At 69.9% G+C, this 26,628-nt stretch carries 19 protein-coding genes; 3 read left to right on the top strand and 16 right to left on the bottom strand.

Annotation, left to right across the window (positions count from 1 at the left end; genetic code table 11):
- Window positions 1-112: 112 nt before the first annotated feature.
- Window positions 113-1,300, bottom strand: coding sequence for a hypothetical protein (locus CHC08_RS37850; protein ID WP_143653507.1), 1,188 nt, complete (start codon window positions 1,298-1,300; stop codon window positions 113-115).
- 96 nt (window positions 1,301-1,396) lie between these two features.
- Entirely contained in the window at window positions 1,397-1,948 is a 552-nt protein-coding gene (locus CHC08_RS37855) for a hypothetical protein (RefSeq protein WP_143653508.1), read from the bottom strand.
- Window positions 1,949-2,031: 83 nt separating this feature from the next.
- Here CHC08_RS37855 and CHC08_RS37860 point away from each other — a divergent pair, with 83 nt between their 5' ends.
- Window positions 2,032-6,453, top strand: a complete 4,422-nt coding sequence (locus tag CHC08_RS37860; protein ID WP_089212199.1) for a cation-translocating P-type ATPase — start codon at window positions 2,032-2,034, stop codon at window positions 6,451-6,453.
- A 595-nt stretch (window positions 6,454-7,048) separates the two neighbouring features.
- Here the strand turns inward: CHC08_RS37860 and CHC08_RS37865 are convergent.
- A complete protein-coding gene (locus CHC08_RS37865; protein WP_089212200.1) occupies window positions 7,049-7,945 on the bottom strand; it encodes a helix-turn-helix domain-containing protein in 897 nt (298 codons plus the stop codon).
- A gap of 179 nt (window positions 7,946-8,124) precedes the next feature.
- Between CHC08_RS37865 and CHC08_RS37870 the strand changes: the two genes are divergently transcribed.
- Window positions 8,125-9,138, top strand: a complete 1,014-nt coding sequence (locus CHC08_RS37870; protein WP_089212201.1) for an aldo/keto reductase — start codon at window positions 8,125-8,127, stop codon at window positions 9,136-9,138.
- Window positions 9,139-9,188: 50 nt separating this feature from the next.
- On the opposite strand, the gene CHC08_RS37875 is transcribed toward CHC08_RS37870, so the two are convergent.
- Window positions 9,189-9,794: an NUDIX hydrolase gene (locus CHC08_RS37875; RefSeq protein ID WP_245878810.1), complete on the bottom strand. Its 606-nt coding sequence runs from the start codon at window positions 9,792-9,794 to the stop codon at window positions 9,189-9,191.
- Window positions 9,795-9,855: 61 nt separating this feature from the next.
- A complete protein-coding gene (locus CHC08_RS37880) occupies window positions 9,856-10,821 on the bottom strand; it encodes a glycosyltransferase family 2 protein (RefSeq protein ID WP_218825683.1) in 966 nt (321 codons plus the stop codon).
- 223 nt (window positions 10,822-11,044) lie between these two features.
- Here CHC08_RS37880 and CHC08_RS37885 point away from each other — a divergent pair, with 223 nt between their 5' ends.
- Window positions 11,045-11,293 carry a hypothetical protein gene (locus tag CHC08_RS37885; protein ID WP_143653509.1) on the top strand — a complete coding sequence of 83 codons (249 nt, stop codon included), beginning with the start codon at window positions 11,045-11,047 and terminating at the stop codon, window positions 11,291-11,293.
- A gap of 72 nt (window positions 11,294-11,365) precedes the next feature.
- Here the strand turns inward: CHC08_RS37885 and CHC08_RS37890 are convergent, their stop codons facing one another.
- The 11 genes from CHC08_RS37890 to CHC08_RS37935 form a co-directional block, all read right to left on the bottom strand.
- A complete protein-coding gene (locus CHC08_RS37890) occupies window positions 11,366-11,878 on the bottom strand; it encodes a P-loop nucleotide/nucleoside kinase family protein (RefSeq protein WP_089212205.1) in 513 nt (170 codons plus the stop codon).
- A gap of 58 nt (window positions 11,879-11,936) precedes the next feature.
- Window positions 11,937-12,518: a sarcosine oxidase subunit gamma gene (locus CHC08_RS37895; RefSeq protein WP_089212206.1), complete on the bottom strand. Its 582-nt coding sequence runs from the start codon at window positions 12,516-12,518 to the stop codon at window positions 11,937-11,939.
- Complete coding sequence (locus tag CHC08_RS37900) at window positions 12,511-15,402, bottom strand: 2Fe-2S iron-sulfur cluster-binding protein (RefSeq protein WP_218825684.1); 2,892 nt, start codon at window positions 15,400-15,402, stop codon at window positions 12,511-12,513. Before CHC08_RS37900 ends, CHC08_RS37895 begins: the two co-directional genes overlap by 8 nt.
- Window positions 15,399-15,677, bottom strand: coding sequence for a sarcosine oxidase subunit delta (locus CHC08_RS50945; protein WP_218825685.1), 279 nt, complete (start codon window positions 15,675-15,677; stop codon window positions 15,399-15,401). The genes CHC08_RS37900 and CHC08_RS50945 overlap by 4 nt, the downstream gene beginning before the upstream one ends.
- Window positions 15,678-15,852: 175 nt before the next feature.
- Window positions 15,853-17,073, bottom strand: a complete 1,221-nt coding sequence (locus tag CHC08_RS37905) for a sarcosine oxidase subunit beta family protein (RefSeq protein ID WP_239513807.1) — start codon at window positions 17,071-17,073, stop codon at window positions 15,853-15,855.
- Between the two features lie 111 nt (window positions 17,074-17,184).
- Window positions 17,185-19,611, bottom strand: coding sequence for a GcvT family protein (locus CHC08_RS37910; RefSeq protein ID WP_089212208.1), 2,427 nt, complete (start codon window positions 19,609-19,611; stop codon window positions 17,185-17,187).
- Window positions 19,612-19,913: 302 nt separating this feature from the next.
- Window positions 19,914-20,903, bottom strand: coding sequence for an ABC transporter substrate-binding protein (locus CHC08_RS37915; RefSeq protein WP_245878811.1), 990 nt, complete (start codon window positions 20,901-20,903; stop codon window positions 19,914-19,916).
- Window positions 20,904-21,056: 153 nt separating this feature from the next.
- A complete protein-coding gene (locus CHC08_RS37920) occupies window positions 21,057-23,051 on the bottom strand; it encodes an ABC transporter permease subunit (RefSeq protein ID WP_089212210.1) in 1,995 nt (664 codons plus the stop codon).
- Window positions 23,048-24,139, bottom strand: a complete 1,092-nt coding sequence (locus CHC08_RS37925; protein ID WP_218825686.1) for a quaternary amine ABC transporter ATP-binding protein — start codon at window positions 24,137-24,139, stop codon at window positions 23,048-23,050. The genes CHC08_RS37920 and CHC08_RS37925 overlap by 4 nt, the downstream gene beginning before the upstream one ends.
- An 87-nt stretch (window positions 24,140-24,226) precedes the next feature.
- Window positions 24,227-25,684: an aldehyde dehydrogenase family protein gene (locus CHC08_RS37930; protein WP_089212212.1), complete on the bottom strand. Its 1,458-nt coding sequence runs from the start codon at window positions 25,682-25,684 to the stop codon at window positions 24,227-24,229.
- An 88-nt stretch (window positions 25,685-25,772) separates the two neighbouring features.
- Window positions 25,773-26,576, bottom strand: a complete 804-nt coding sequence (locus CHC08_RS37935) for an IclR family transcriptional regulator (RefSeq protein WP_089212213.1) — start codon at window positions 26,574-26,576, stop codon at window positions 25,773-25,775.
- Between the last annotated feature and the right edge of the window lie 52 nt (window positions 26,577-26,628).

Raw genomic sequence — 26,628 nt, forward strand, 5'->3', positions numbered from 1 at the left:
GAGATCCTCCGCCGCGGTCCCGAACTCCGAGCGCACCAACCTCGAACCCCGCACACGCCGACCGCGGACACCCGTCTCGCTCGCAGCGGACAATTCTGACCCAATGTCCGATTTAAAGGTTTGGGCGAGTTTCGACAGCCTCGGCTCCAGGAAGGTTAGGAAAATGGCTCTTGGGCCACAAACAGCAGGTGGGGGGCATCATCAACCTCCCGCAGACTCCCCTTGAACTGTTTTCTCGACTCTTGCGAGGAGGGGTAATGACTGCGAGTGAGACGACCACCAGCAGGCGGGGCACCCGTACGCCGCCGAAGTCCACCATGCCCGCTGACCGGAAGGCCGGAAAGGAGCAGCCGTCGCCACCGACGGCGAGGGCAGCGGCCACGCGCAAGCCCGCGGGCCAGAAGGCGAAGGTGACCACCACGCCGAAGCCCGCAGGCCAGAAGGCGAGGGCAGCCACCGCGTCAAAGCCGGCGTCGCCGAGAGCGAAGGCAACCGCCGCGGCGAAGCCCGCGTCGCCGAGGACGAAGACAACCGTCGCGGCGAAGCCCGCGGGCCAGAAAGCCAAGGCGACCACCACGCCGAAGCCCGCGAGCCAGAAGGCGAAGACGGTCGCCGCGTCGAAGCCCACGGGCCAGAAAGCCAAGGCGTCCGCGGCGGCGAAGACCACATCACCGAGAGCGAAGGCGACCGCCACGCCGAAGCCCACGGGCCAGAAGGCGAGGGCAGCCACCACGTCAAAGCCGGCGTCGCCGAGAGCGAAGGCGACCGCCACGCCGAAGGCCGCAGGCCAGAGGGCGAAGGCAGCCACCTCGTCAGCGAGAACCAAAACGACGTCCGCACTGAAGCCCGCAGGCCAGAGAGCAAAGGCAGCCACCTCGTCAGCGAGAGCCAAGACGACGTCCGCACTGAAGTCCGCAGGCCAGAAGGCAAAGGCAACCGCCACACCGAAACCCGCATCGTCGAGAGCGAAGGCGACCGCCACGCCGAAGGCCGCAGGCCAGAGAGTAAGAGCGGCGGCCTCGTCGGCAAAAGCCAAGACGACGTCCACGCTGAAGTCCGCAGGCCAGAAGGCAAAGGCAACCGCCACACCGAAGCCCGCAGGCCAGCGAGCAAGGGCGGCGACCGCGTCAAAGTCCACGAGGCCGAAGGTCACGGACCAGATGTCCGCTGAGCAGAAGCCGACGGCAGGGCAGAAGGCGACGGGGCGGAAGAGCGCCGGGCATCCGCTCACCCTGAATCTGCCGATGATGACCCTAGAGGTCCGGCCTCCGAACCTTTCCATGCCTTCCATGCCCTCCATGCCGCACGTCCCCATGCCACACGTCAACCGGCAGGAGGTCGGCCAGGCCGTCGACGCCGCCAAGTCGTTCCTTCCGCCGCCGGAGCGCATTGCCTACTACGGAGGTCTCGGCGCGCTCGCGGTCGCGGGGTTGATCGAATGGCCGGTGGCCGCCGCGATCGGGGTGGGAACGCTTATCGCCCAGCGTGCCCGCGGGAAGAACGGGCCTGCCAGGTCCTCTTCCCGGGCGCAGAGCACCACGGGATCCGCCGCGTCGTCGCAGGGCACCACGGGGTCCGGCGCGTCGTCACAGGGCACCACGGGGTCTGCCACCACGGGGTCCACCCGTCGGGCCGCAGGCACCACGAGGTCCTCCACTTCCCGGGCGAGCACCGCGAGGTCCTCGTCTTCCCGGGCGGGTACCACGAGGTCCGCCGGCTCCACCGCAAGGTCTGCCGGCTCCACCGCAAGGTCTGCCGGCTCCACCGCAAGGTCCGCCGGCTCCACCGCAAGGTCCGCCGGCTCCACCGCAAGGTCTGCCGGCTCCACCACGAGGTCCGCCGGTTCCACAAGGTCTACCGGTTCCACGAGGTCCGCCGGTTCCCGGGCGAGTACCGCGAGTTCTGCTCCCCGAGCGCAGGCCGGTACGGGCAGTAGGAGCGCGTCCAAGTGATCACATGCTCGCGGTGACACGGCTGACCGGGCCACGGGTCATCACGGCTTGATCTGAATGTTTGTCACTGGAGAACCGAATGTCTTTGTCGCGTGTGCTCACGCTTTCCACCGCAGCGGTGTGGGGCGTCATGCCCGACGCCATCCGGAACCTCCTTCCGCGCCCTCGTGAGATGCGAACGTGTGCCGGGGGACTCCATATCGCGCTGAGCACGGTCGGTGGCCCGGGCACCGGTCGGGTCGCACGACGGCTCGAAGAGGTGCTCCTCACGCTGCAGGGAGTCGAGAGAGCCGAGGTCAACGGCGCCCTCGGCTCCATCTTCGTGGGAGGTGAGACGGACTCGATCGACCTCGACAAGCTGTTGTCGATCATCGATGAGTTCGACATCGACGAAGACAGTGACGACGACGAGGACTTCGAGGAGGAGTTCGACGAGGAGGACGGCGAGGAGGCCGACAAGGATCAGACGCAGGGGTCGGGGCTGTCCAGCATGGTGGGGCATCACACCCGTGCCGGCATCCGCCTCGGCGCGAGCCTGATCGGGACCGGGCTGGCGCTCGCCGGGCGCACGATTCAGGCGCCACGTCTCTCCCCCGCCGTCCCCGCCCTGCTGCAACTGGCAGAGTCCACCCCGCGCATCCGTCACGAACTGGAGCACCGCCTCGGTCGCCCGGCCGTCAGCGCCCTGTTCGCGACGGCGAACGTCGTCACCCATACGCTCGCACTGCGCCCGACCGGACTGCTCGTCCAGTCGGTGACCGCCGCCAGCCGCTACGTGGAGGCACGTGGCATGCGGCAGGCGTGGGAGCTGCACGAGCAGAAGCTGGCCTCCACGAAGGGGACCTATCGCCATATCCGGCCGGCGAGGAAACGGCGTCCGGCTCCCCTGGCCCACAGCCCCGTGGAACGGTTCCAGCGCTTCGTGAGCCCGGCGGCGCTGGGTGCCTCCATCGTGACGCATCTCGTGAGCAACAGCAGGCAGCAGGGGCTCGCCATGCTGATCACGGCGACGCCCAATGCCGCCAGAAGCGGCACCGAGGCCTTCGCCGCCGCGGTCGGACGTGTTCTGGCCAAGCGGGGCACGATCGTTCTCAACAATGCCGTCCTGCGCCATCTGGACGGCATCGACACGGTCGTCCTCGACGCCGACATGCTCAACACCGGTTCCTGGACGATCGACCGCGTCGTGCCGCTTGCCGACGATCTGGACTCCGACAAGTTGCACGCGCGGCTCTATGCCCTGATCGACTTCAGCGACCCGGGCAAGCGGCGGGAGAACGACTCGTGGGTGGCCGAGCCGCTGACGGACCTGGACAGGCTCACCCCGGAGGACGCCCGGGAATGGGAGGCCCGGGGACTTCGGCCCATCGGTGTGATGAGGCAGGGCGACCCGATCGCCCTGGTCGGCCTGGCACCGGCGATCGAACCTCTGGCGGAGGCCATCGTCGCCGCGGCCGGAGCCGGGTGCACCGTGATGCTGGCGGGCGGCGACGAAGGACTCGGCCGGCGACTCGCCATCGACGAGATCCTGCCGAGCGGCAGACGGCTGGCCACGGCGATCCGCGCGCTCCAGGCCGACGGTCACGGGGTCGCCGTGGTGTCGAAGCGTTCGGGATCCGCGCTGGTCCAGGCCGATCTGGGCATCGGCGTGCTGGACGCGTCGGGCCGGATGCCGTGGGACGGGGACGTGATCACCGAGCTCGACGGGGTCCATCTGCTCCTGAGCTGCCTGGTACCGGCGAGGAAGACGGGTGAGCAGTGCGTATGGCTCAGCGCGGCGGGAGCGGCCCTCGGAATCACGCTGACGACCGTCGGAGCTCCGGCGACAGCGGTGAACAGGGCCAGCCTGGTGAGCGACTGCACGACCCTGACCGCGATCGGCATGGGCGAGTGGGGGGCCCGGAACATCGGCCGCGGAAATCTCCCCGTCCCCGCCGACCGTACCCCCTGGCACGCCATGTCCCCCGAAAATGTCCTCTCCTGGCTCAATTCATCGCTTAAGGGAATTACCGCGGCGGAAGCCTCGAAGCGCAGGAAATACTCGGATCCCGAGGATTCCCGGGGCCCCGATTCGCTGCTCCGTACGTCCGTCGAGGAACTGGCCAACCCGCTGACCCCGGTTCTGGGAGCGGGGGCGGGCGTGTCCGCCGTCGTCGGTTCGATCTCCGACAGCGTGCTGATAGCCGCGGTCATGCTCATCAACGCGCTCATCGGGGGAGGCCAGCGATACGCCGCCGACCAGGCGCTGCACCGCCTGACCGAGTCGGTCGCGGTCCGCGTACGGCTCCGCCGCCCCCGTGAGAACGAGGAGGCGACCGCCGACAACCTCGTACCGGGCGACGTCATCGAGCTGCGCGCGGGCGACGCCGTACCGGCCGACTGCCGCGTGCTCACCGCCGTCGGGCTTGAGGTCGACGAGGCGAGCCTGACGGGCGAGTCCATGCTCGTCACCAAGTCGCCGGCTCCCGTCAACGCGTCCGCCCTCGCCGACCGGAGCTCGATGGTCTACGAGGGCACGACGGTGGCGGCCGGTCACGGACTCGCCGTGGTCGTCGCGGCGGGCGCGGCGACCGAGGCGTCACGGACCGCCCACCTCGATGTGGACCAGCACCCGCAGACCGGCGTGCAGCTCAGGCTGCAGGCGCTGAGCCGGCGGATCCTTCCGCTCTCGATCGGCGCCGGGGTCGTCCTGCTCGTCACCGAGCTGCTCCGCGGAAGATCGATCTCGGCGGCGCTCGCACCCGCGGTGAGCCTCGCCGTCGCGGCGGTCCCCGAGGGCCTGCCCTTCGTCGCCTCGGTCGCGGAGCTCGCCGCCGCCCGGCGGCTGTCGACCCGCAACACCCTGGTGCCCAACCCCTCCACGATCGAGGCCCTCGGCCGGGTGAACGTGCTCTGCTTCGACAAGACGGGAACGCTGACCGAAGGGCGCATCACCCTGCGCTACGTCTCGGACGGGCACACCGGAGGCACCGTCGAGGACCTGTCGCCCGAGCTGAAGCAGGTCGTGATCACCGGGCTGCGCGCGAGCCCGCGATACGACAAACGGCCCATCCCTCACCCCACCGACCGGGCCGTCATCAAGGGAGCCGAGAAGCTGGGTCTGACGCCCGACGAGGGGCTGGACTCCGACACCTGGGAACGGGTCGACGAGCTTCCCTTCGAACCGGGACGCGGCTACCACGCCGTGCTCGGCCAGGGCGGCTCGGGGCAGCTGCTGAGCGTCAAGGGCGCCCCGGAGATCGTGCTCACCGGTTGCAAGAACATGCTTCGCGACCACAAGACGATTCCCCTCGACGACGCCCTCAGGGCGGAGCTCGACGAGGAGATGAACAGGCTCGCCCATCAGGGATACCGGGTGCTCGCGGTGGCGGAGCGCCCCGCCTCCAACCGGAGTGATCTTGACGAGTCCCGCGTCGAAGGGCTGACCTTCCTGGGATTCCTCGGCCTGGCCGACCCCGTCCGGCCCACGGCGGCGGAGAGCGTCGGCCGTCTGGTGCGGGCGGGCGTCCGGGTCGTCATGATCACAGGCGATCACCCGAGCACCGCCGAGGCGATCGCCGCCGAGCTCAACGTCCTGGACCACGGGCGGACCATGACCGGCCCGGAGGTGGACGCTCTCGACGACGACAGCCTGATCAAGGTGCTGCCCGAGGTGTCGGTCTTCGCCAGGACCACCCCGGCGCACAAGGCCCGGATCGTCAGCTGCCTGCGCCGGGCCGGCGAGGTCGTGGCGGTCACCGGCGACGGCGCCAACGACGCTCCCGCGATCCGCACCGCGGAGGTGGGGATCGCCCTCGGATCACGTGCCACCCAGGCGGCCAGGGCGGCCGCCGACGTTGTGGTGACCGACGACCGCATCGAGACGATCGTCGATGCGATCATCGAGGGCCGGGCCATGTGGGGTTCGGTCCGCGACGCCCTGAGCATCCTGCTCGGCGGCAACCTCGGCGAGATCGTCTTCACGGTCGCGTCCAGCCTGATCGCCGGGCAGAACGTCCTGAACGCCCGCCAGCTACTGCTGATCAACCTTCTCACCGACATGCTGCCGTCGATGGCGGTGGCCGTACGGCCTCCGGCGTCGACCAGCCCGGAGAAGCTGCTCGCCGAGGGCCCAGAGGCCTCGCTGGGTGCCTCCCTGACCCGCGACATCTACCTGCGCGCCGCCGTCACGGCGACCGCGGCCGGCGTCGGCTGGACGATCGGGCGGATGACCGGCACGCAGGTGCGGGCGAACACGATCGGAATGGTCGCGCTGGTGTCGGCCCAGCTGCTCCAGACCCTGGCCATGGGCAGCAGGGACCGTTTTGTCGTGCTGGCCGTCCTTGGATCTCTTGTCGCCCTGGGCACGACCGTCTCGCTGCCGGTTCTCTGCCGGTTCTTCGGCTGCCGTCCGCTCGGGCCCGTGGGATGGAGCATCGCCCTCGGAAGCGCCGGTGCCGCCACGCTCGTTGGCATGGTGATCGAGCCGATGACGCGCGAGATGTCACCGAGTGTTCACTGATTGGAAACTAGGACTAGCCGTTTCATACAACTTACTGCTAAAACATCCCACTAAGAGACCGTTTCTCACAGTGAGGTTGTTATGTCTGGATTCCTGTCCTCGGTTCTTGCCAAGGCGGTTTTTCTTCTCCTCGAGGCGCTCGTCATGCGCATCGTTCAGTCCCTCGCCATCTCGATGGCCCGTCGCGGAGGCCTCCTGCCCGCCTAAAACTCAACGTGCCGCCCACCGCCGCCCCCTGGGCGCGGAAGGGCCGAAGCAGACCCCGCGCCCATCCCGTGGCCAGAGGCCCGAGGCGGATCGGCAGGGGTAGCACACCGGGTGACCCCACCCCGGTGCTTTCAGTGATCCCGGACTACTTTCCGTGACGGCCGGCCCTCATGAGCCCGTTGAGGCCGTTCGGGAATCTTTCTCTCAGGCCCGGCCGAGCGCCGCGATCACCTGAGATGATCTCCACCCTCCGCGACAACGCGAACCACACCGTAGGCGACCCGTCGAATCCCGGCTCCGTGGCCGGTGCCGGTCTCGGGAGTACGGAGACGATCCGAGGGTTCGCTGCCTGACCGGATCTTCATCGTGTCCGCAGGACGGCGAGTGATCAGCCTCTGTGGTAGCCGGAGTCCGGCGGCGCCGGTATGGCCTGTTCGCCCGTCCAGGCGGCCAGCAGGCGCAGGGCGTGCTCGGACGGGGAGCCGGGCTCGGCGGTGTGCAGGCCAAGGGTCTGCTCGGGATCGCCGGTGGGGACGAACGCCTCGTATTCCAGGGTCAGGTCGCCGACCAGGGGATGATGGTAGCTCTTGGTGCCGTGGGTGCCGTGGTTGACGTCATGGTCGGCCCACCAGCGGCGGAAGTCCTTGCTCCGGATGGACAGGTCACCGATCAGCTCGGCGAACTGCGGGTCATGGGGATGGCTTCCTGCGTACAGATGGAGGGTGGCGGCGACGCCGCGGCCGGCCGTCTCCCAGTCGGCGTACAGGTCGCGGGCGGCCTCGTCGAGGAAGATGAAGCGGGCCATGTTGCGTTCGCGGTGCGGCAGCGCGTCGAAGTCGGTGAGCAGCGCGCGGCCCATCCTGTTGATGGCCAGGACGTCCAGGCGCCGGCCGGTGATGATGGCCGGGGTCTCGGTCATGGTCTCCAGCACCCGGCGCAGCCCGGGCCGCACCCGCTGCGGCGGCATCGGGCGGGGCCGCGCGCGGGTGGGCCTGGCCAGGGCGAAGAGGTGGGTGCGCTCGGTGTCGTTCAGACGCAGCGCCCGCGCGACGGCGTCCAGCACGCTCTCGGAGGCGTTCAGGCGCCGGCCCCGCTCCAGACGTACGTAGTAGTCGACGCTCACCCCGGCGAGCTGGGCCACCTCCTCCCGGCGCAGGCCCGGCACCCGCCGCGTGCCCGGCCGCACCGGCAGCCCGGCCTCCTCGGGGGTGATCCGCGACCGGCAGGAGCGCAGGAACTCCCGGAGCTCCGGATTGCCCTCGGCGCCGGAGGAGTGGTCACTCATGGTATTCAGACTAGGAGAGGGCGAAGAGGGGGCGACCCACGAGGGGGGTTCTGCTGGACCCCTGGTAGGAACGGCCCCCTCCCGTGGCGCCGGAGGAGGCCGTGCCGTAGTTGGCTGGAGGTACGGCCACCGACGGTGATCAGGCCGGCGGGGTCGGTGCCGGAAAGGTGAGGACAGTGGTGAAGCGCAGGATTCTCGGCGGGACCGGGATATCGGTCAGCGAGTTCGCGCTCGGGACGATGATGTTCGGAGCCATGGGCAACGCGGATCATGAGGAGTCGATCCGCATGATCCACACGGCGCTGGACGCCGGCGTCAACTTCGTCGACACGGCCGACGTCTACTCACGGGGCGAGTCCGAAGAGATCGTCGGCAAGGCGATCAAGGGCCGGCGCGACGACGTCGTGCTCGCGACGAAGTTCGCCCTCCCTATGGGCCCGGACGCCAACCAGCGTGGAGGCTCACCGCTGTGGATCAAGCGCGCCGTGGAGGACAGCCTGCGGCGGCTCGGCACCGACCACATCGATCTCTACCAGATGCACCGGCCGGACCCGGACACCGACATCGACGAGACACTCGCGGCCCTCTCCGACCTGGTTCGCTCGGGCAAGGTGCGCGCGATCGGCTCCTCGACGTTTCTCGCCGAGTTGATCGTCGAGGCGCAGTGGGCCGCGGATCGCGGCGGGCACCACCGCTTCCGCACGGAGCAGCCGCGATACTCGATCCTCACGAGAACCATCGAAGGCGGCGTGCTGCCCACCGCGCAGCGTTACGGCATGGGAGTCCTGACCTACGGGCCGCTGAGCAGCGGCTGGCTGTCCGGGCGCGCGGACCCGACGCGGGGCCACCGCGTGGCGACGGCTCCCCAGGCCTTCGACCTGTCGGTCCCGGCCAACCAGGTCAGGCTGGAGGCCGTACGGCGTCTCACCGAACTCGCCGCCGAGGCGGGAATGCCGCTCTCCCATCTGGCCACCGCGTTCGTCCGGTCGCACCCGGCCGTCACCTCCGTCCTGATCGGCCCCCGCACCCCCGAGCAGCTCGATGATCTCCTGGCAGGCGCGGACGTGGAGCTGAGCGAGGACGTGCTCGACCGGATCGACGAGATCGTGCCTCCCGGCACCGAGGTCAACCCGGCGGACAACTACCTCTCCGCGTCACCCGCGATCGGAGACAAGCGCCTGCGCCGCCGCTGACCGGCTTCCTTCACAGGGTCGGCGACCTCGACGATGTGCGGCGGGCGTGGTCACGCATGGGCGATGGCCGCCATGAGCTTGCGGGTGAACCGGTGCATATGGGGGTCGAGGATGTCCTCGGGCTCGGCGAGGACCTGCTGCAGCGACAGCCACCTGATCGCTTCGAATTCACCCTCGTCGAAGGAGGTGATGTCGTCGATCGCCGATCGCAGAACGTACCACAGCGACACGTCGGTGTGCCGCCCCTGGCCGCGCGTTGGCGTGATGGTCAGAAAGAACGGGCGGGTACCGGAGACCGCTGACGGGACGGCCTCGATACGCAGCTCCTCCCGGCACTCACGGAGCACCGTGTCCCACGGGTCCTCCCCCGGCTCCACGTGGCCGCCGCTGGGAAGCCACAGGCCGGCCTTGCGATGGGCGACAAGCAGAAGCCGCCCGTCGAACTCATCGAGGACCACGAAGTAGCTGACCAGGTGCATCGCCGGGACATCGGGTTTCTGGACCCGATGCAGCGGAGCTCCGCCGGCGATCCACTCCGCCGCCGCGGCGAGGTGAACGCGCTCCTGGTCATCCCAGGGACGGATACCTTTCAGCAGCTCCGCCAGCCGAGCCCGAAGAGGTCGATCGGGAATGTCTGATGCGCCGAGGGCAGTCACGGTCCTCATGATGCCAAGGCGCGGTGACATCCTCGCCACTTCACACCGGATACGGAGACGCTCAAACGATGGGAGGGCGGCCGGCGAGGGTCAGCCTCAGCACGGTGGTCCAGGACATCGGCCGGCGCTGGCCGTGTCCGCCCCTGAGGCCTTCCCGCAGACCGGCGAACCAGACGGCGAGGTTCGCGCGGGAGCGGATCCGGACGATGCTGAGCAGCGTCCAGATCGTCAGGTAGATGGGGATCAGGACGGCGGGCAGGCGGCGGTAGGCGAGCCAGACGCGGTTGCGGGCGACGAGGCGGTAGAAGGTGTCGTGCCGGGCGGGGTCGGTGGCGGGGTGGTGGATGACGATGCCGGGCGCGTACCAGCCGGTGCGCCCGACGTCCCACAGCCTCCAGCTCAGGTCGATGCCCTCGTGGAAGAGGAAGAAGTGGCCGGGCCAGCCGCCGGCCCGCTCGTAGTCGCTGCGACGTACGAGGACCACGCCTTCGGCCATGACGGTGATGGTGCCGGGCCGGGTGGCGTCGCCGGCGCGCAGGCGCGGGACCCAGCGGCGCATGGTGACGCCCGTGTCGGGGTCGGCGATGCGGGGTTGGATGTAGGCGGCTTCGGGGTGGCGGCGGGCTTCGGCGACGAGCCGGGCGAGGATGTCGGGGGTCGGGAGGACGGCGTCGTTGTCGAAGAAGAACACAAAATCGCCGCAGTCCGGCCCGGTCAGGGCGTCGGCGCCGACGTTGCGGCCCTGGGGGATGCCTTCGTTGGCGGGCAGGGTGACGGTGCTCACCCCGGTCGGCACATGGTCGGGCTCGACTCCGTTGCCCACGATGACCACGCGCAGCTCGACGTCCTGCTGGGCGAGGAGGGAGGCCATCGCCTGCCCGAAGGCGGCGGGCCGATCGTTCATGGTGAGGACCACCACGTCGATGGTGGTCATCGGGCTCGTCATCACGTCTCCCGGACGGGGTGAGGCGCTCGGCGTGTAGGAGCGGTGCCACGTGCTGGAGGGCGGGCGATGCGGTCTGGCCATGTGTTGTTTCCCTCGCATTAACCCGCTCACCCTAGCGCCCTGTCAGCCCGGAGATGGGCGGCACGCCGCGAGGCGCCGGACCGGGCCTACGCGGTCCGGCAGCCCACGGTCAGCGGTTCCAATCGCCTGAGGTCAGTCGCTTACGCGGTGGTTCGCCTGAGCGGCAGTTGCCTGCCCCGCCTCCGGCAGGGGCTTCGCCGTCGACACCGCGGTGGTCGAGGATGTGCCCGGCGCAACGCTGGAGGCATTGCTCCAGCAGGACTCGCACGGCGTGAAGGCACCTCTGTCACGGCTTGCCGACGCGCTCGGCGCGATGCGGCGGCACCGGGGACCGGGCTTCGGCAAGGTCGCACTGATCGACAACGGCGGCATCTCCCAGGGCCACTCGTGCGAGCAGGTCATCCCCGACCGCGACGCCATGACGGGAATCGCCGAGCACAACCTCCAGCAGGCTCTTACCTTCCTGCGCTAGGAGCGTGGCGTGCCGAGATCATTTGCTTCCGCCGGTTACGGATGTCATTGCGACGTGCTCGGTGAGGGATTTCTACCGAGCATCGCGGAGGTGGGCCATGGCGACCTGCACGTTGCCGGTCAGCGGAGCGACGGAGTCGAGGACGAGGCGGTCCTCGTGCCAGGTGTCGAAGCTCGCGCGTCTCGCCTCCACCGACGCCCAGGTCGGTTCGGCGAAGCCGTCGATGTCGCGCCGGCGGCCTTCCAGTCGTCGCCGGTGCACGGCGCGATCGGAGCAGGTCACTTCGATGTGGCGCAGCGCCACGCTCCGGTGGCGGGCGAGGCCGCGCCACTGTTCCCGTGCCTCCTTCGCGTCGTTCACCGCATCGACGATGACCGTCTGCCCGAGCGCGAGAACGTCGGAGGCGAGTGCCTCCACCACGACATAGGCCGCCAGCCCGGTCGGCTGGCCGCGGTCGACTCCCGCTCTCCACATCGCGGCCTCCACCGGATCGACCGACAGCACCGGCGCCGGAAGCAGACGCCCCAGCTCCTGGGCCACGGAACTCTTGCCGGCACCGGGCAGGCCACTCATCACGATCAGCATGGACGGAACCCTGCCATGCGGATCCGACAGATCATCCAATGCCGAGGAAGGCCCTGCGTCATTCGACGAGATACTCGGCGGCGGCGTCGAGGAGCCAGGTGGCGAGGTAGCCGGCGAACGACGAGCGGACGAACACCGTGAACTCGTCGCCCTCGTGGGCGACGAGCAGGACCTGGGCCCGGGCCAGCATGGTCTGGGCGCACCGGCCGGGACCGAACGACCGGGGGTGCAGATCGAGGGCGCAGCCATGGGCCAGCAGGTCGCGCGCCCTGGGCCCGGACACGAGCAGCGCCGTCCGCTGCGCCGAGACGTCGGTGACCCCGACGTGCTCCGTACCGGCCGCGAACCGCAGCCGGGCCTCCAGCTCGTCCGCGGTGCCGACCTCGTCCGCCTCACCGACGACCAGCCATTCGTCGGGGCCGAGCCAGAGCACGTCGGCGTCCGCGCTCGCGTACGTGCCGGGCTCGGTGGGGAGCGGCACGCCGAGGGTGAGACCGATCTCGGCGGCGGCGCGGCCCTCGGGGTTCACCCGCAGGTTGACCTGCGTGAGGAACGGCATCTCCGCTATGCACAGGTCCCTGCCCGACACCGGTTCGAGGTGGGCCAGCGGGCTCTGCCGCACGGCAATCGGCTCAGCCATCGCGACGCGCTCCTTCGGGGTCGTAGAGAACATGATGGGTGACGGTGACGGGGATCATCTCGGCCCCGACGGGTACGTAGAGCCGCTCGCCGAGCCGCTCGCGCCCGCCGCTGACGAGCGCGAGGGCGAAGGTCCGGCCGAGCGCCGCGCTGCGGTAGCTGGAGGTGACGTGGCCGAGCATCGGCACCGGCGGCTCGGGCAGTACGGAGGCGGCCACCAGGTGGGCTCCTTCGGGCAGTAACCGGTCCGGGTCGGCCGGCAGCAGACCGACGAGGTGCTTGCGATCGGGCCTGACGTTGTCGGCGCGGGCGTAGGACCGCTTGCCGAGGAAGTCGGCCTTCTTCTTGGACACCACCCAGTCCATGCCCAGGTCGGAGGGGGTGACCGTGCCGTCGGTGTCCTGGCCGACGATGGGATAACCCTTCTCGGCCCGCAGCACGTGCATGGTCTCGGTTCCGTACGGCGTGACCGCACCGGTCGCCTGGACGGCCTCCCACAGCGCGAGCCCGTCCCAGGCGCTGACGTTGATCTCGTAGGCCAGCTCTCCGGAGAAACTGATCCGGCACACCCGCGCCTCGATGCCCGCCACCCGGGTGTCGCGCCACGTCATGAACGGGAAGCTCGCGTTGTCGATGGCCAGTCCCGGGGCGAGCCCGGCCAGCACGTCCCGGGAACCCGGTCCCGCGAGTGCCACCGTCGCCCACTGCTCGGTGACCGAGGTGCAGTAGACCCTCAGGGACGGCCATTCCGTCTGCAGCCACTCCTCCATCCAGTCCAGGACGGCGGCGGCGTTGCCCGTGGTCGTGGTCAGCAGGAACCGGTCCTCCGCCAGGCGGATCACCGTCCCGTCGTCGAAGACCATCCCGTCGGGCCGGCACATCACGCCGTAGCGGATCGCGCCCACCTTCAGCGTGCTCATCATGTTGGTGTAGAGCCGGTCCAGCAGCTCGGCGGCGTCCGGTCCCTGAACGTCGATCTTGCCCAGCGTGGAGGCGTCCATCGCCCCCGCGCCCTCGCGTACGGCCGCGCACTCCCGCAGGACCGCGGCCTCCATGTCCTCGCCCGGCCGGGGGTAGTACCAGGGGCGCTTCCACTGCCCGACGTTCTCGAACGGCGCGCCCCGCTCCACGTGCCAATCGTGCAACGAGGTGACCCTGACGGGGTCGTGCAGCACTCCCCTGTCACGCCCGGCGAGGGTGGCGAAGGAGACCGGCACGTACGGCGCCCGGAAGGTGGTCGTACCGAGTTCCGCGAGATCCACCCCGAGGGCGTGGGCGACGATCCCGCTGGTCAGCACCCCCGAGGTCTTGCCCTGGTCATGGGCGGTCCCGGCGGTGGTGTAGCGCTTGACGTGCTCGACGGAGCGCAGCCCGGCGCCGGTCGCGCGCATGACGTCGGCGACGGTGACGTCCCGTTGCAGGTCGACGAAGTGGCTCCGGTAGTCGTCGGCGGGCACGAGCCACACGTGCTCCTCCGGGAGCACGGGGACATTCCCCACTCGGGAATCCGGTTCGAGTTGTGCGTCACCGGAAACCGGTCCGGATCGAACCGCTCGGGAAACCGGCCCGGGTTCAGCGCTACCGGAAACCGACCCGGGTTGGGCGGTACGGGGAGCCGGCCTGGGCCGGACGGCGTGGAATCCGGCCGACTCCACCGCCCGGTCTCCGGCGGCGGCGCCGTCCGCGAGACAGGCGTCCAGGGTGAACACCCCTCGCGCGGATCCCGCCACCTCCACCGCCTGACGGACGGCTCCGGGAACGAACGTGCCGAGCTCCTCGTCGTACCGGAGCCGGCCTCCCGCCTGGCTGAACAGGTGGGCCACGGGGTTCCAGCCGCCCGAGACGAGCAGGAGATCCGCCTCGATCTCACGCTGCTCCGAGCCCTCACGGCCGGAGACGGTCACCGAGGTGACGGAGTCCTTCCCGCCCACCCCGGTGACGACGTGCCCGGCGAGCAGCTCGGAACCGTCCCATCCCTGCCCGCCGCCCGGCCGTACGTCGACGACGGCGGCGATCTCGACACCGGCGTCCGCCAGGTCGCGGGCCGCGTCATAGGCGCTGTCGTTGGTCGTGAACACCACCGCGCGGCGGCCGGGCAGGACTCCGTACCTGTTCACGTAGGCGCGTGCGGCCCCGGCGAGCATGACGCCCGGCCGGTCGTTGTCGGCGAAGGCGATCGACCGTTCGTGCGCGCCGGTCGCCAGCACGACGCGGCGGGCTCGGATGCGCCAGACCCGCTCGCGGGAGGAGGCCTGCTCCCCGCGGCGCTCCACCGCGACCAGGTAGTTGTCGTCGTAGTAGCCGAACACGCTGGTGCGTCCGAGCACCCGCACCTCGGGGTGGCTCTCCAGCTCGGCCAGGGCCGCGGCGGCCCAGTCGGCCCCCGGGGCGCCGTCGATCGTCTCGGTGGTGTCCAGGAGGCTGCCGCCGGCCACCGGCCGGTCGTCGGCGAGGATCACCCGGGCGCCCGAGTCCGCGGCGGACAGCGCCGCGCGGAGCCCGGCCGGTCCCGCCCCGACCACCAGGATGTCGCAGTGGGCGTGAACGGCGTCGTAGCGCGCCGGGTCGGGCTCGTCACTCAGCCTCCCCTTTCCCGGCAGGCCCCTGGCCACCAGCCCGTCGTACAGCTCGACGGTGGTGGCCTGCAGCATCGGCTCGGGAAAGGGGTGTTCGATCTGGACGACCGCGCTGGGCTCCTCCGTCCACGCGGCGAAGACGCCCCGGGGACGGCCCAGCCCGACGCTCGTCGCCACCGTGCGCACGCCGTTGGCGAGCAGGGCGGCGGCGAGCGTGTCACCGCGGTATCCCTCCAGGTCCCGGCCGTCGAACCGGAACCGCAGCACCTCTCCCCGGCGGGTGTCCCTGCGGAACGGCTGGGAGGTCATGCGTTCACCGGTCCTGTCTCGCCCACGCGATAGACGGCGTGGATCTCGTTGGTGGCCGTGTCCCTGACCACGTTGAACCAGCGGCGACAACCGGCCACGTGGCTCCACCGCTCGGCGAACGGCCCCTTGGGGTTGTCACGGAAGAACAGGTAGCGGGCCCACTCGGTGTCGGAGAGCGCGGCGGGGTTGTCGGGGTAGACGACGTGCGCCTGCCCGCCGTAGTGGAACTCGGCCTCGTCGCGAGGCCCGCACCACGGGCAGGGGATCAACAGCATCTGGCGGGCTCTCCTTCGAAGGAGTCGTTCGGCGGGTCGGTCTGCGGACTGCTCGGTGGTCGGTCTGTTCGTTGTTCCGCCGACCGCTTGGTGCTCGGCCGGTGGCTGCTCGGCGCATGGTCGATGAGTCGTTCCGTCGGCCGGTGCTTGGCCGGTGGCTGCGCTCGGCGCATGGTCAGTGGGCTACGGCGGCGGCGCCGTGCTCGTCCACGAGCGCGCCCGTGGTGAACCGTTCGAGGGAGAAGGCGGCGTTGAGCGGGTGCGGCTCGCCGTGGGCGATCGTGTGCGCGTAGCACCACCCGACCCCCGGCGTGGCCTTGAAACCGCCGGTGCCCCAGCCGCAGTTGACGTACAGGTCATCCACGGGGGTGAGCCCGACGACCGGCGAGGCGTCGGGGCTGACGTCCACCACCCCGCCCCAGGTCCGCAGCACGTGCGCCCGCGCGAAGATGGGGAACAACTCCAGCGCCGCCGCCATCTGCTGCTCGATGATGTGGAACGCGCCGCGCTGCCGGTAGGAGTTGTAGGCGTCGATGCCCGCCCCCATGACCAGCTCGCCCTTGTGCGCCTGGCTGACGTAGACGTGCACGGCGTTGGACATGACCACCGTCGGGTGCACGGGCTCCAGCAGCTCCGACACCAGGGCCTGCAGGGGATGGCTCTGCACGGGAAGCTCCACCCCCGCCATCCGGCCCACGACCGAGGAGTGCCCGGCCGCGCACAGGGCGACCTTGCCCGCCGCGATGCGGCCCCTGGTGGTCTGTACGGCCCGCACCCGCCCGTCGACCACGTCGATCCCGGTGACCTCGCAGTGCTCGATCAGGTCGACGCCCATCGCCGCGGCGGCGCGGGCGAACCCCCAGGCGACGTAGTCGTGCTTGGCGATCCCGGCGCGCGGCTGGTAGGTGGCGCCCAGCACCGGGTAACGCACGTCGGGCGAGACGTTGACGATCGGGCAGACCTCCTTGACCTCCTCGGGGCCGAGCCACTCGGCGTCGACGCCGTTGAGCCGGTTGGCGTTGACGCGGCGCACGCTCTCCCGGACGTCCTGCATGCTGTGCGCGAGGTTGAGCACGCCGCGCTGGCTGAACAGGATCGGGTAGCCGAGGTCCTCTTCAAGCCCCTCCCACAGCTTGAGCGAGTGCTCGTAGATGCCCGCGCTCTCGTCCCAGAGGTAGTTGGACCGGATGATGGTGGTGTTGCGGGCCATGTTGCCGCCCGCCAGCCAGCCCTTCTCCAGCACGGCGATGTTGGTGATCCCGTGGTTCTTGGCCAGGTAGTAGGCGGTGGCCAGGCCGTGGCCGCCTCCGCCGACGATCACCACGTCGTAGGAGCGTTTCGGCTCGGGACTGCTCCACAGCCAGTCGGGGTGCTCGGGCAGCTCGTCGGTGCTCATCGTCATCCTTCCGCGATCCCGGCAACGCCGGTGAACGAGATCGCGCGTGTCGCGGCGGACTTCGCGCTGTCGAGAGTCCGTACGGTCATGAGTCTTCTCCTCCGCCGTGCCCTAGCCACGCAGGCGCTCCATCGCCGGGTCGTAGAGCGGTTCCTCGACGACGACGGCGGCGAGGCGCCGGTCGAAGTAGCCGATGTGGAGCGTCCGCCCGGGGACGGACAGCTCGGCGGGCAGCCAGGCGTAGGCGATGCCCCGGCCGATCGTGTAGCCGTAGGCGGCGCTGGTGACGTATCCGACGCAGTCCTCGCCGTCGTACACCGGCTCGGAGCCCATGACGACGGCGGCGGGGCCGTCGATCGTCAGGCAGGTCAGGCGGCGGCGCGGTACGGTGCCGCGTTCCTGTAAGGCCGCGCGGCCGATGAAGTCGCCCTTGTCGACCTTCCGTACGGCGAAGCCGAGCCCCGCCTCGTAGGGGTCGTGCTCGTAGGTCATGTCGGTGCCGAAGGAGCGGTAGCCCTTCTCCAGCCGCAGGCTGTTGAAGGCGCCGCGACCGCCCGCGATGATCCCGTGGCGCTGCCCCTGCTCCCAGAGGGTGTCCCACAGTTTCGCGCCCATGTCGGCGGTCGTGTAGAGCTCCCAGCCGAGCTCCCCGATGTAGGACAGCCGCAGTGCGGTGACGGGCACCGTACCGACGTGGGCCCGCTTGCCGCGGAAGTAGCGGAAGCCGCCGGTGGCGAAGTCCGGGCCGGCCAGCGGCGCGACGAGGTCGCGGGCGCGGGGGCCCCAGACCCCGACGCAGCAGGTGCCCGCCGTGATGTCGCGGATCACGACCGATCCGTCGGCCGGGAGGTGGCGGTGGAACCAGTCGAGGTCGAGGTTGCCGTTGGCGCCGACCTGGAACAGGTCGCGGCCGAGCCGGGCGACGGTGATGTCGCTGCGGATGCCGCCGTCGTGGTCGAGCAGCAGGCAGTAGGTGACCGAGCCGACGGACTTGTCGACGTCGCCCGTCGAGAGCCGCTGGAGGAAGGCGACGGCCCCGCGACCGCCGACCTCGATCCGTTTCAGCGCCGTCATGTCGTACAGCGCGACCGACTCCCGCGACGCCTGCGCCTCGGCGGCGACGATCGGCGACCAGTGACGGGCGGCCCAGTCGCCGGGCTCGGGAACGTCCCGGCCCTCCAGCAGCGACGCGTTGGCGCCGTACCACTGCGGGCGCTCCCAGCCGCCGGCCTCCAGGAAGTACGCGTCGAGCTCGCGCTGGCGCGTGTAGAAGGGGCTCGTGCGCAGCGGGCGCAGGTTCTCCGGCGGCTGCAGCGGGTGGATGATGTCGTAGACCTCGACGAAGTTCTGGCAGTCGCGGGTGAGGACGTACTCCGGGGAGAGCTGGTGGGGCTCGAAGCGGTTGACGTCGCACTCGTGCAGGTCGAACGACGAGCAGCGGCCGTCCGCCAGCCACTCGGCCATGGCGCGGCCCACCCCCGCCGAGTGCGTCACCCATACGGCCTCGGCCACCCAGAAGCCCTTGACCTCGGGCGACTCGCCGAGCAGCGGCATGTTGTCGGTGGTGAAGGAGAACAGGCCGTTGATGCCCTCCTCCAGCTTGGCCTCCTGCGTGGCGGGCAGCAGCGCCCTGGTCTCGGTCCACGCCGGGGCGAAGTCGTCCTCGGTGAACGACATCACCGACGGCATCACCTCCGCCGCGTCGACCGAGAGGATCTCCTCCGGCCTCACCGGCATCGGGCGGTGGCCGTAGTAGCCGATGCCCAACCGGTCGAACCGCTCCCGGTAGTACAGGTCGGCGTCCTGGTGGCGCAGGATGGGCCGGAGCGCCTCCTCGGTCTGCCCGCTCAGCGCGGGGACGGGACCGGTCCAGGCGAGCTGGTGCGCCAGGGGGGTCAGCGGGAGGGACATGCCCACCATGCCCGCGACCTTCGGGCCCCAGATGCCCGCGCAGCACACCACGATGTCCGCCGGGATCTCCCCCCGGTCGGTGACGACGGCGGCGACCCGGTCGTCCTCGACGCGGATGTCCAGCACCTCGTGCCGCTCCAGCAGGCGCGTGCCCCGCTCCTGGGCGCGCCGGAGCTGGACCTCGACGGCGCGCACGGCTCTGGCCAGGCCGTCGGTGGGAACGTACAGCCCGCCCAGGACCCGCTCGGGGTCGAGCAGGGAGTGCCGCTCCAGGCATTCCTCGGCTGTGAGCAGGTGCGCCTCGACGCCCCAGGCGGTGGCCCAGCCGTGACGGCGGCGCAGCTCGACGAGCCTTTCGGGGGTGGTTGCCACCTCCAGGCCGCCCACCTGGAGGAAGCAGTCGAGTGCCACGAGCTTCTCGACGGTGTAGCGGGCCATCTCCGTCATCGTCTTGGAGGGGTTCGTCTGGAACACCAGTCCGGGGGCGTGGGACGACGACCCGCCCGTGGACGGCACAGCGCCCTGGTCGACGACGGTGATGTCGTTCCAGCCCTTCGCCGAGAGCTCGTCCGCCAGGGCTGCCCCGACGACTCCGGCTCCGATGATGACGACGCGCTGGCCTGTCATACACACCTCCGTCGTTGCGCAGTCCGAAACAAAGTGCGCTTATCGCAACAGAGTGTCTTCCTCCGGGTGGCGCTGTCAAGAATGAACCGGGGCAGATCAGCCAGTCGTACGGAACGATCTCCCGCCCTCGGGAAGGATCACCGGGCGCACGCGAACCGTCGTCCGCGCCGATGCCTCGGTGACCGTACGGAACGCGCCCGGCCGCGCCGGAAACGACATCGGGCACGGCACGGACGTCCTGTCCGTGCCGTGCCCGATGCGAGGACTCGCCAACCCGCGCGCGAGAGCGCCGGCCCGGAGGCTCAGGACGCGGGGAGCCAGGCCTTCACCTTGTCCGGGTTGTCGTTGACCCACTTCTCCGACGCTTCCTCGGCCGTCATCTTGTCCTCGGAGATGTACTTCGCCACCAGGTTCTGGTCGTCGTTGGTCCACGAGAAGTTCTTGATCAGGTCGTACGCCGGGCTGCCCGAGTCCGCGAACTTCTTGCTCACGATCTTGTCGAGGTCGTAGAGCGGGTAGTCGCAGGCCACCTTCTCCGCGTCGGCGTCGCACCCCTCGGTGTACTCGGGAAGGTTGACCTTGACCAGCTTCACCTCGGACAGGAACCACTGCGGCTCGTAGAAGTAACCGAGCATCGGGGTCTTCTGCTTCTCGGCCTGCCTGAACCCGGTGATGAGCGCCGCCTCGCTGCCCGCGTAGACGACCTTGTAGTTCAGGTCCAGGTTCTTCACCAGGGCCGCGTCGTTAGTGACGAACGACGGGTCGCCGTCGAGAAGCTGTCCCTTGCCCCCCGACTCCGAGGTCTTGAACAGGTCGGCGTACTTGTTGAGGTTCTTGTAGTCGGTGATGTCGGGGTACTTCTCGGCCATCCACGGCGGCACGTACCAGCCGATGACGCCTTTGTTCCCCGTCGAGCCCGCGGTGACGGCGACCTTCTGCTCCTCGATGTACTTCTTCTTCAGGTCCTCGTGCGACCAGTTCTCCACGATCGCGTCCACCTGCCCCGTGGCGAACCCCTGCCAGGCCACCTCCTCCTTGAGGTCCTTCTTGGTGACCGTGCAGCCGAGCTTCTTCTCGGCCACGTAAGCGATCACCCCGGCGGTGGCCTCGTAGCCGACCCACGGGTTGATGGCGAGGTTCACCGCGCCGCACGCCTTCTTCCCCGCGTCACCGGTCTGCTGCGCCGCGGACGGGCTCTCACCCACCTTCGCCCCGCCGCAGGCGGAGACGAAGAGACCGGTGGCGACCATGAGCGCTATCGCCCTCGGCGGCCCGGTTCTTATGACTGTCACTGAGGTCCTCCTGTTGTCCGGGGCCGCCTTCGGCGGTCGTCGCCCATCGCCGGTAACGGTGAGGGGCCCTTGTCTTCTCGTGGGTGCGTTCCGCGGTTCGACGGGCTCCGGTTCAGGGGGTTTCCTCTCGGAGGCTCCGCCGTTCAACGTCGTTCAGCGCGTTCCGCGCGCCACGGTGTCCGCCCGTCTCGCCGCGGTCCTGGTGATCCGCTCGAGCATGATGCCGAGCACGACGATCGCCACCCCGGCCGCGAGACCCTTGCCGCGCAACTGCAGCTGGGAGAAGCCGGCCACCACGTCGTAGCCGAGCGCCCCGGCCCCCACCAGGCCGCCCACGACGACCATGGCGAGCACGTAGATGAGCCCCTGGCTCGTGGCGAGGGTCACCGCGCTGCGCGCCATCGGCAGCTGCACCTTCGAGATCACCTGCCAGGTGCTCGACCCGGCGGCCGTCGCGGCCTCCACCGCAGCGCTGGAGACGCCCCGGATACCGTCCGCCGTGAGCTTGATCGCCACCGGCGCGGCGTAGACGACCGCCGCGATGATGGCGGTGAACCTGGTCGCGCCGAACAGGCCCAGGATCGGCACCAGATACACGAACGGGGGCATGGTCTGCCCGGCGTCCAACACCGGCCGCAGCACCTGGTCGACCCGGCCGCTCCGCCCCATCCAGACGCCGAAGGCCACCCCCAGGATCATCACCAGTACGGTGGCCACGAGCGTCGAGGCCAGCGTCACCATGGTGTCCTGCCACAGGCCGAGCCCGACGAGAAGGCCGAGCGACACCGCGCACATGATGACGACCCGGATGTTCGACAGGATCGCGGCGAACGCGATCACGACGATGCCGATGAGCCACCACGGCGAGCCCGTCAGCAGGGCCTCGAACGGATTCAGCAGGCTGTAGGTGATGAGGTTCTTGAAGGCGCTGGTGTAGACGAACAGGTTGTCCTGCGCCCACTGGCTCGCCGCGTCGGCGCCGCGGCGCACGTACGGGCCCACGTTCGCGTCACCGGCGAACTCCGCCGCCCACACGTAGACGTGGGACAGGTAGACCGCCGCCGCGGTGACCACCAGGACGGCGGCGACCTCGATACGGCGGCGGCCCGGCTTCTGCGCGCGGCCGGCCCGGTGGGCGGTCTCGACGCGCCGGCCGGCCGCCGAGGTCAACCGGTCGAGCACGATCGCCATGACGACGATCGCCAGGCCCGCGTTGAAGGCGGTGCCGACGTCCAGCGTCTCCAGGGCCTTGAGCACGCTCTTGCCCAGCCCCGGGGCGTCGATGAGGGCGGCGATGGTGACCATGCACAGCGCGGCCATGATGGTCTGGTTGATGCCGACGACGATGGTCCGCTTGGCCAGCGGGAGCTGCACCTTCCTGAGCGACTGCCACGGGGTCGAGCCCAGTGACGTGCTGGCCTCCAGGGTCTCGGGCTGCACCTCCCGTATCCCGTGGGCGGTGATCCGGATCGCGGGCGGGACCGCGTAGATGATCGTCGCCACGGTGGCGCTCGCCGGTCCGATGAGGAAGAACAGGGTGAGCGGGGCGAGGTAGACGAACGTCGGCATCGTCTGCATGAAGTCGAGCACCGGGGTGACCAGCCGGTTGAACCGGTCGTTCACACCCGCCCAGATCCCGAGCGGGATGCCTATCAGCAGCGAGAGCGCGACGGCGGCCAGGACCAGGGCGAGGGTGTCCATGCTCTCCTCCCACAGGCCGAGCAGGCCGAAGGAGACGAAGCCCGCCAGGGTCAGCAGGGCGACCTTGCGGTTGCCGTACAGCCACGCGACGGCCGTGGCGATGGCGACCACGCCCAGCCAGCCGATGACCGGAAGCGGCCTGCCGAAGGAGGGCTGGCTGATCAGCCCCTGGACGAACGTGATGGACTCGTCGAGGAACAGGCGGATGTAGTTGATGAAGTACAGGAACAGCGGGTTGTCGTTCCTGCTGTTGTCGATGGCCTCGCTGCCCTCGTTGAGCCGCGCGTGCAGCGGCGTCAGTTCGGCGCCGCCGAGCTGGAGGGTGTCCTGGCCCCGGACGAACAGCCAGACCAGCACCCACGCCACGATGACGGCGGCGAGCAGGTAGCGACGGGGCCAGAGCGGCCTGCGCAGACCACCGGACAGGGTGGACAGCGCGGCCATCATTTCCCCTCCTCCGGTTTCCCCGGAGACTCGGCGATCACCGCGAGGATCTCCTCGCTGGTGACGACTCCCAGAAGCTCGCCGCCGGCGACGATCTTGACCGGGCGCGTCGCGCGCAGGACCGTGTGCACGGCGTCGCGGACGACGATGTCGGGTCCGAGTTCGGGTCCGTCCAGCGGCTCGTCGGGAAGGGGCGGGCGCATGATCCATCGGGTGGTGAGCACGTGCGAGCGGGGCACGTCGCGGACGAACTCGCGCACGTAGTCGTCGACGGGCGCCCCGACGACCTCGTCGGGCGCGCCCACCTGGACGAGCTCGCCGTCGCGCATGATGAGAATGCGATCACCGAGTTTGAGGGCCTCGCTCAGGTCGTGCGTGATGAAGACCATCGTCTTGCCGACCTCGCGGTGCAGGCGGATGACCTCGTTCTGCATGTCCCGCCGGATCAGCGGGTCGAGCGCCGAGAACGGCTCGTCGAAGAAAAGGACCTCGGGATCCACCGCGAGGGCCCTGGCCAGTCCGACGCGCTGCTGCATGCCGCCGGAGAGCTGGTCGGGGTAGGAGTCCTCGTAACCGGAGAGCCCGACGAGCTCGATCACCTCCCGCGCCCGCTCGTACCGGGCCTCCTTCTTCGCCCCGCCGATCTCGAGCCCGTAGGAGACGTTGTCCAGAACCCGCCGGTGCGGCAGCAGCCCGAAGTGCTGGAAGACCATGGCGAACCGGCGGCGGCGCAGCTCGCGCAGGTGCTTGTCGCTCGCCTTGCGGATGTCCTCCCCGTCGAGCAGCACCTCGCCCGCCGTCGGCTCGATCAGCCGCGTCAGGCAGCGCACGAGCGTGGACTTGCCCGATCCGGACAGGCCCATGACGACAAAGACCTCCTGGGGGCGCACGGTGAAGGAGACGTCGCGGATCGCGGCGACGCATCCGGTCCTCTCCTTCAGCTCGGCTCGCGAAAGCTCCTCCAGCGGGCTTCCCACGACCTTGTCGGAACGCGGGCCGAAGACCTTCCACAGACCGCGTACGTCGAGGACGGCCCGGTCCTCGACGTACGCGTCGACGCTCGGCTGTACCTGTTTGGTCGGTGACGTCATGGTCATGACCACCTCATGGTCGTCTGGGATGGGGGTCCGTTCGTGGAGATCCGTCTACGGAAGCCGTCCTGTTGGGGGACTTTCCCCTCAGCCGCGGAACCACCGCTGCGGCTGAGGGCGGACGTTCTGCCACACGTGCTTGATCTCGCGGTATTCGCCCAGGCCGGTCGGCCCCAGCTCACGACCGACACCTGACTGCTTGAACCCGCCCCACTCCGCCTGCGGGACGTAGGGGTGGTAGTCGTTGATCCAGACCGTACCGTGCCGGAGGCGCTTGGCCACCCGCTGCGCCTTGCCCGCGTCCTGCGTCCACACCGCTCCGGCCAGGCCGTAGTCGGTGTCGTTGCCGAGGCGGACCGCCTCGTCCTCGCCGATGAAACGCTCGACGGTGAGGACGGGACCGAAGGACTCCTCGCGGACCACCCGCATGTCCCGGTGGCACTCGTCCAGCACGGTTGGCGGGTAGAAGTGGCCCTTCCCGGGGAGCCGCTGCCTGCCGCAGCGCAGCACCGCCCCCTCGGCGACTCCGGCCGCGACGTAGTCCTCCACCTTGGCCAGATGAGCGGCCGAGATGAGCGGACCGGTCTCCGCCTCCAGGTCGAAGGGTCCGCCGAGCCTGATGCGGCCGGCCCGGCGCACCACCTCGTCGACGAAGGCGTCGTGCAGGGAGTCCTCCACCAGCAGGCGGGCGCCGGCGGAACAGACCTGGCCGGAGTGGAGGAAGACCGCGGTCAGCGCGAAGTCGACGGCGGTCTCGAAGTCGGCGTCGGCGAAGACGATGTTGGGGTTCTTGCCGCCGAGTTCCAGGGCGACCTTCTTCACGGTCTTCGCCGCCGACGCCATGATGAGCCGGCCCGTCGCCAGGCCGCCGGTGAACGACACCATGTCCACGCCGGGGTGCTCGGCCAGGGGCGCACCGACCTCGGCGCCCGCGCCCAGTACGAGGTTGGCGACGCCCGGGGGCAGGCCGGCCTCCTCCAGCAGGCGCATGAGCATGATCGCGGTGGACGGCGTGAGCTCGCTGGGCTTGAGGACGAAGGTGTTTCCGGCGACCAGCGCGGGAGCGATCTTCCAGGAGGTCTGCAGCAGCGGGTAGTTCCACGGCGTGATGAGGCCGCACACGCCGACCGGCTCGTAGACCACCCGGCTGATGGCGTCGTCCCGGCCGGTGTCGACCACGCGGCCGGCCTCGGTCCCGGCGATGCCGCCGAAGTAGCGCAGGGACGCCACCACGTCGTCGACGTCGTACTCGCTCTCGACGAGCCGCTTTCCGGTGTCGAGCGACTCGGCCCGGGCGAAGTCCTTCTTGTCGCGCTCGAGCAGGTCCGCCACTCGCAGGAGCAGGGCCCCGCGCTCGCGCTCCGGGGTCGTCGGCCAGGGGCCCTCGTCGAACGCCTTGCGCGCCTCGGAGATCGCGATCTCCGTGTCGGCCCTGGTGGCCTCGGCCACCGTGGCCACCAAGCTGCCGTCGGCGGGGGAACGGATCTCCCTGCGCCCGCCCGCGACAGGATCCCTCCAGCTGCCACCCAGATAGAGATCTGTCACGAACGAGCCGTCCTTCCGAGTTACCGCATGATCCGTTGCGTATCACGCACTGGAATGCTTAACGAGGAACAGAATCGACCCTTTGTGTTCATGCAGTCAAGGGTCTGCCGTTTTCATTACCGTGCCAGCCGAGCCGTGAGGAAATTCGCTCCGCCGCCGCCATCACCTGCCCTGCCACCTCGGGAAGTCGTTCGGCGGGAAGCCGGAAGGTCGGGCCCGACACGCTCATCGAGGCGACGACGACACCCTCGACGTTGAAGACGGGCGCCGCCACCGCGGTGAGGCCGATCTCCAGCTCGTCGACGGCGATCGCGTAGCCACGCGCCCTGACGCCGTCGAGCTCCTCCCCCAGCCGCCGGACGTCGGTGACGGTCCGCTCCGTGAACGACCGCAACGGCCCGGCGGCCAGCTCCTTCAGACGTCCGGCGGGGGCGTGGGCCAGCAGCACCTTGCCGTTGGAGGTGGCGTGCAGCGCCACGCGCCGGCCCGCCCAGTTGTAGGCCTGGAGGGCCGAGGGGCCCGCCATCTGATCGACGTAAAGCGCCTCGTCGCGGTCGAGGATGGCGACGTTGACGGTCTCGCCGACCGCCGCCGCGAGCCTCTCCCCGATGGCACGGCTCTCCTGGACCACGTCAAGCCTGGCGGTCGTGGCACCCGCGAGCCGGATGACGCCCACACCCAGCCGATACTTTCCCCGGTCGGCGGTCTGCTCGACCAGATCGTGCATCTCCAACGTCATGACCAGCCGGAACGCCGTGGACCGATGAACCCCCAGCTCCGCGGCGAGCTCGCTGACCCCCAGGTCTCCGTGCCGGGCGAGCAACGCGAGGACGGACAGCGCCCGGTCGACGGACTGCACCGCGGCGCCGTCCTTTTCCAACTCGTTGCTCATGGCACAACTTTAAGCGGGCTACGCACCGCTCCTTGACCCCTACCTTGCCAAA

This window comes from Streptosporangium subroseum (assembly GCF_900188345.1).
Lineage (GTDB): Bacteria > Actinomycetota > Actinomycetes > Streptosporangiales > Streptosporangiaceae > Streptosporangium > Streptosporangium subroseum.

Coding starts and splice junctions, on each gene's coding strand:
- CHC08_RS37850 (WP_143653507.1), bottom strand. CDS start 1,300: ATGGAGGGCATGGAAGGCATGGAAAGGTTCGGAGGCCGGACCTCTAGG.
- CHC08_RS37860 (WP_089212199.1), top strand. CDS start 2,032: ATGTCTTTGTCGCGTGTGCTCACGCTTTCCACCGCAGCGGTGTGGGGC.
- CHC08_RS37865 (WP_089212200.1), bottom strand. CDS start 7,945: ATGAGTGACCACTCCTCCGGCGCCGAGGGCAATCCGGAGCTCCGGGAG.
- CHC08_RS37880 (WP_218825683.1), bottom strand. CDS start 10,821: ATGGCCAGACCGCATCGCCCGCCCTCCAGCACGTGGCACCGCTCCTAC.
- CHC08_RS37890 (WP_089212205.1), bottom strand. CDS start 11,878: ATGCTGATCGTGATGAGTGGCCTGCCCGGTGCCGGCAAGAGTTCCGTG.
- CHC08_RS37895 (WP_089212206.1), bottom strand. CDS start 12,518: ATGGCTGAGCCGATTGCCGTGCGGCAGAGCCCGCTGGCCCACCTCGAA.
- CHC08_RS37900 (WP_218825684.1), bottom strand. CDS start 15,402: ATGACCTCCCAGCCGTTCCGCAGGGACACCCGCCGGGGAGAGGTGCTG.
- CHC08_RS50945 (WP_218825685.1), bottom strand. CDS start 15,677: ATGCTGTTGATCCCCTGCCCGTGGTGCGGGCCTCGCGACGAGGCCGAG.
- CHC08_RS37905 (WP_239513807.1), bottom strand. CDS start 17,073: ATGAGCACCGACGAGCTGCCCGAGCACCCCGACTGGCTGTGGAGCAGT.
- CHC08_RS37910 (WP_089212208.1), bottom strand. CDS start 19,611: ATGACAGGCCAGCGCGTCGTCATCATCGGAGCCGGAGTCGTCGGGGCA.
- CHC08_RS37920 (WP_089212210.1), bottom strand. CDS start 23,051: ATGATGGCCGCGCTGTCCACCCTGTCCGGTGGTCTGCGCAGGCCGCTC.
- CHC08_RS37925 (WP_218825686.1), bottom strand. CDS start 24,139: ATGACGTCACCGACCAAACAGGTACAGCCGAGCGTCGACGCGTACGTC.
- CHC08_RS37935 (WP_089212213.1), bottom strand. CDS start 26,576: ATGAGCAACGAGTTGGAAAAGGACGGCGCCGCGGTGCAGTCCGTCGAC.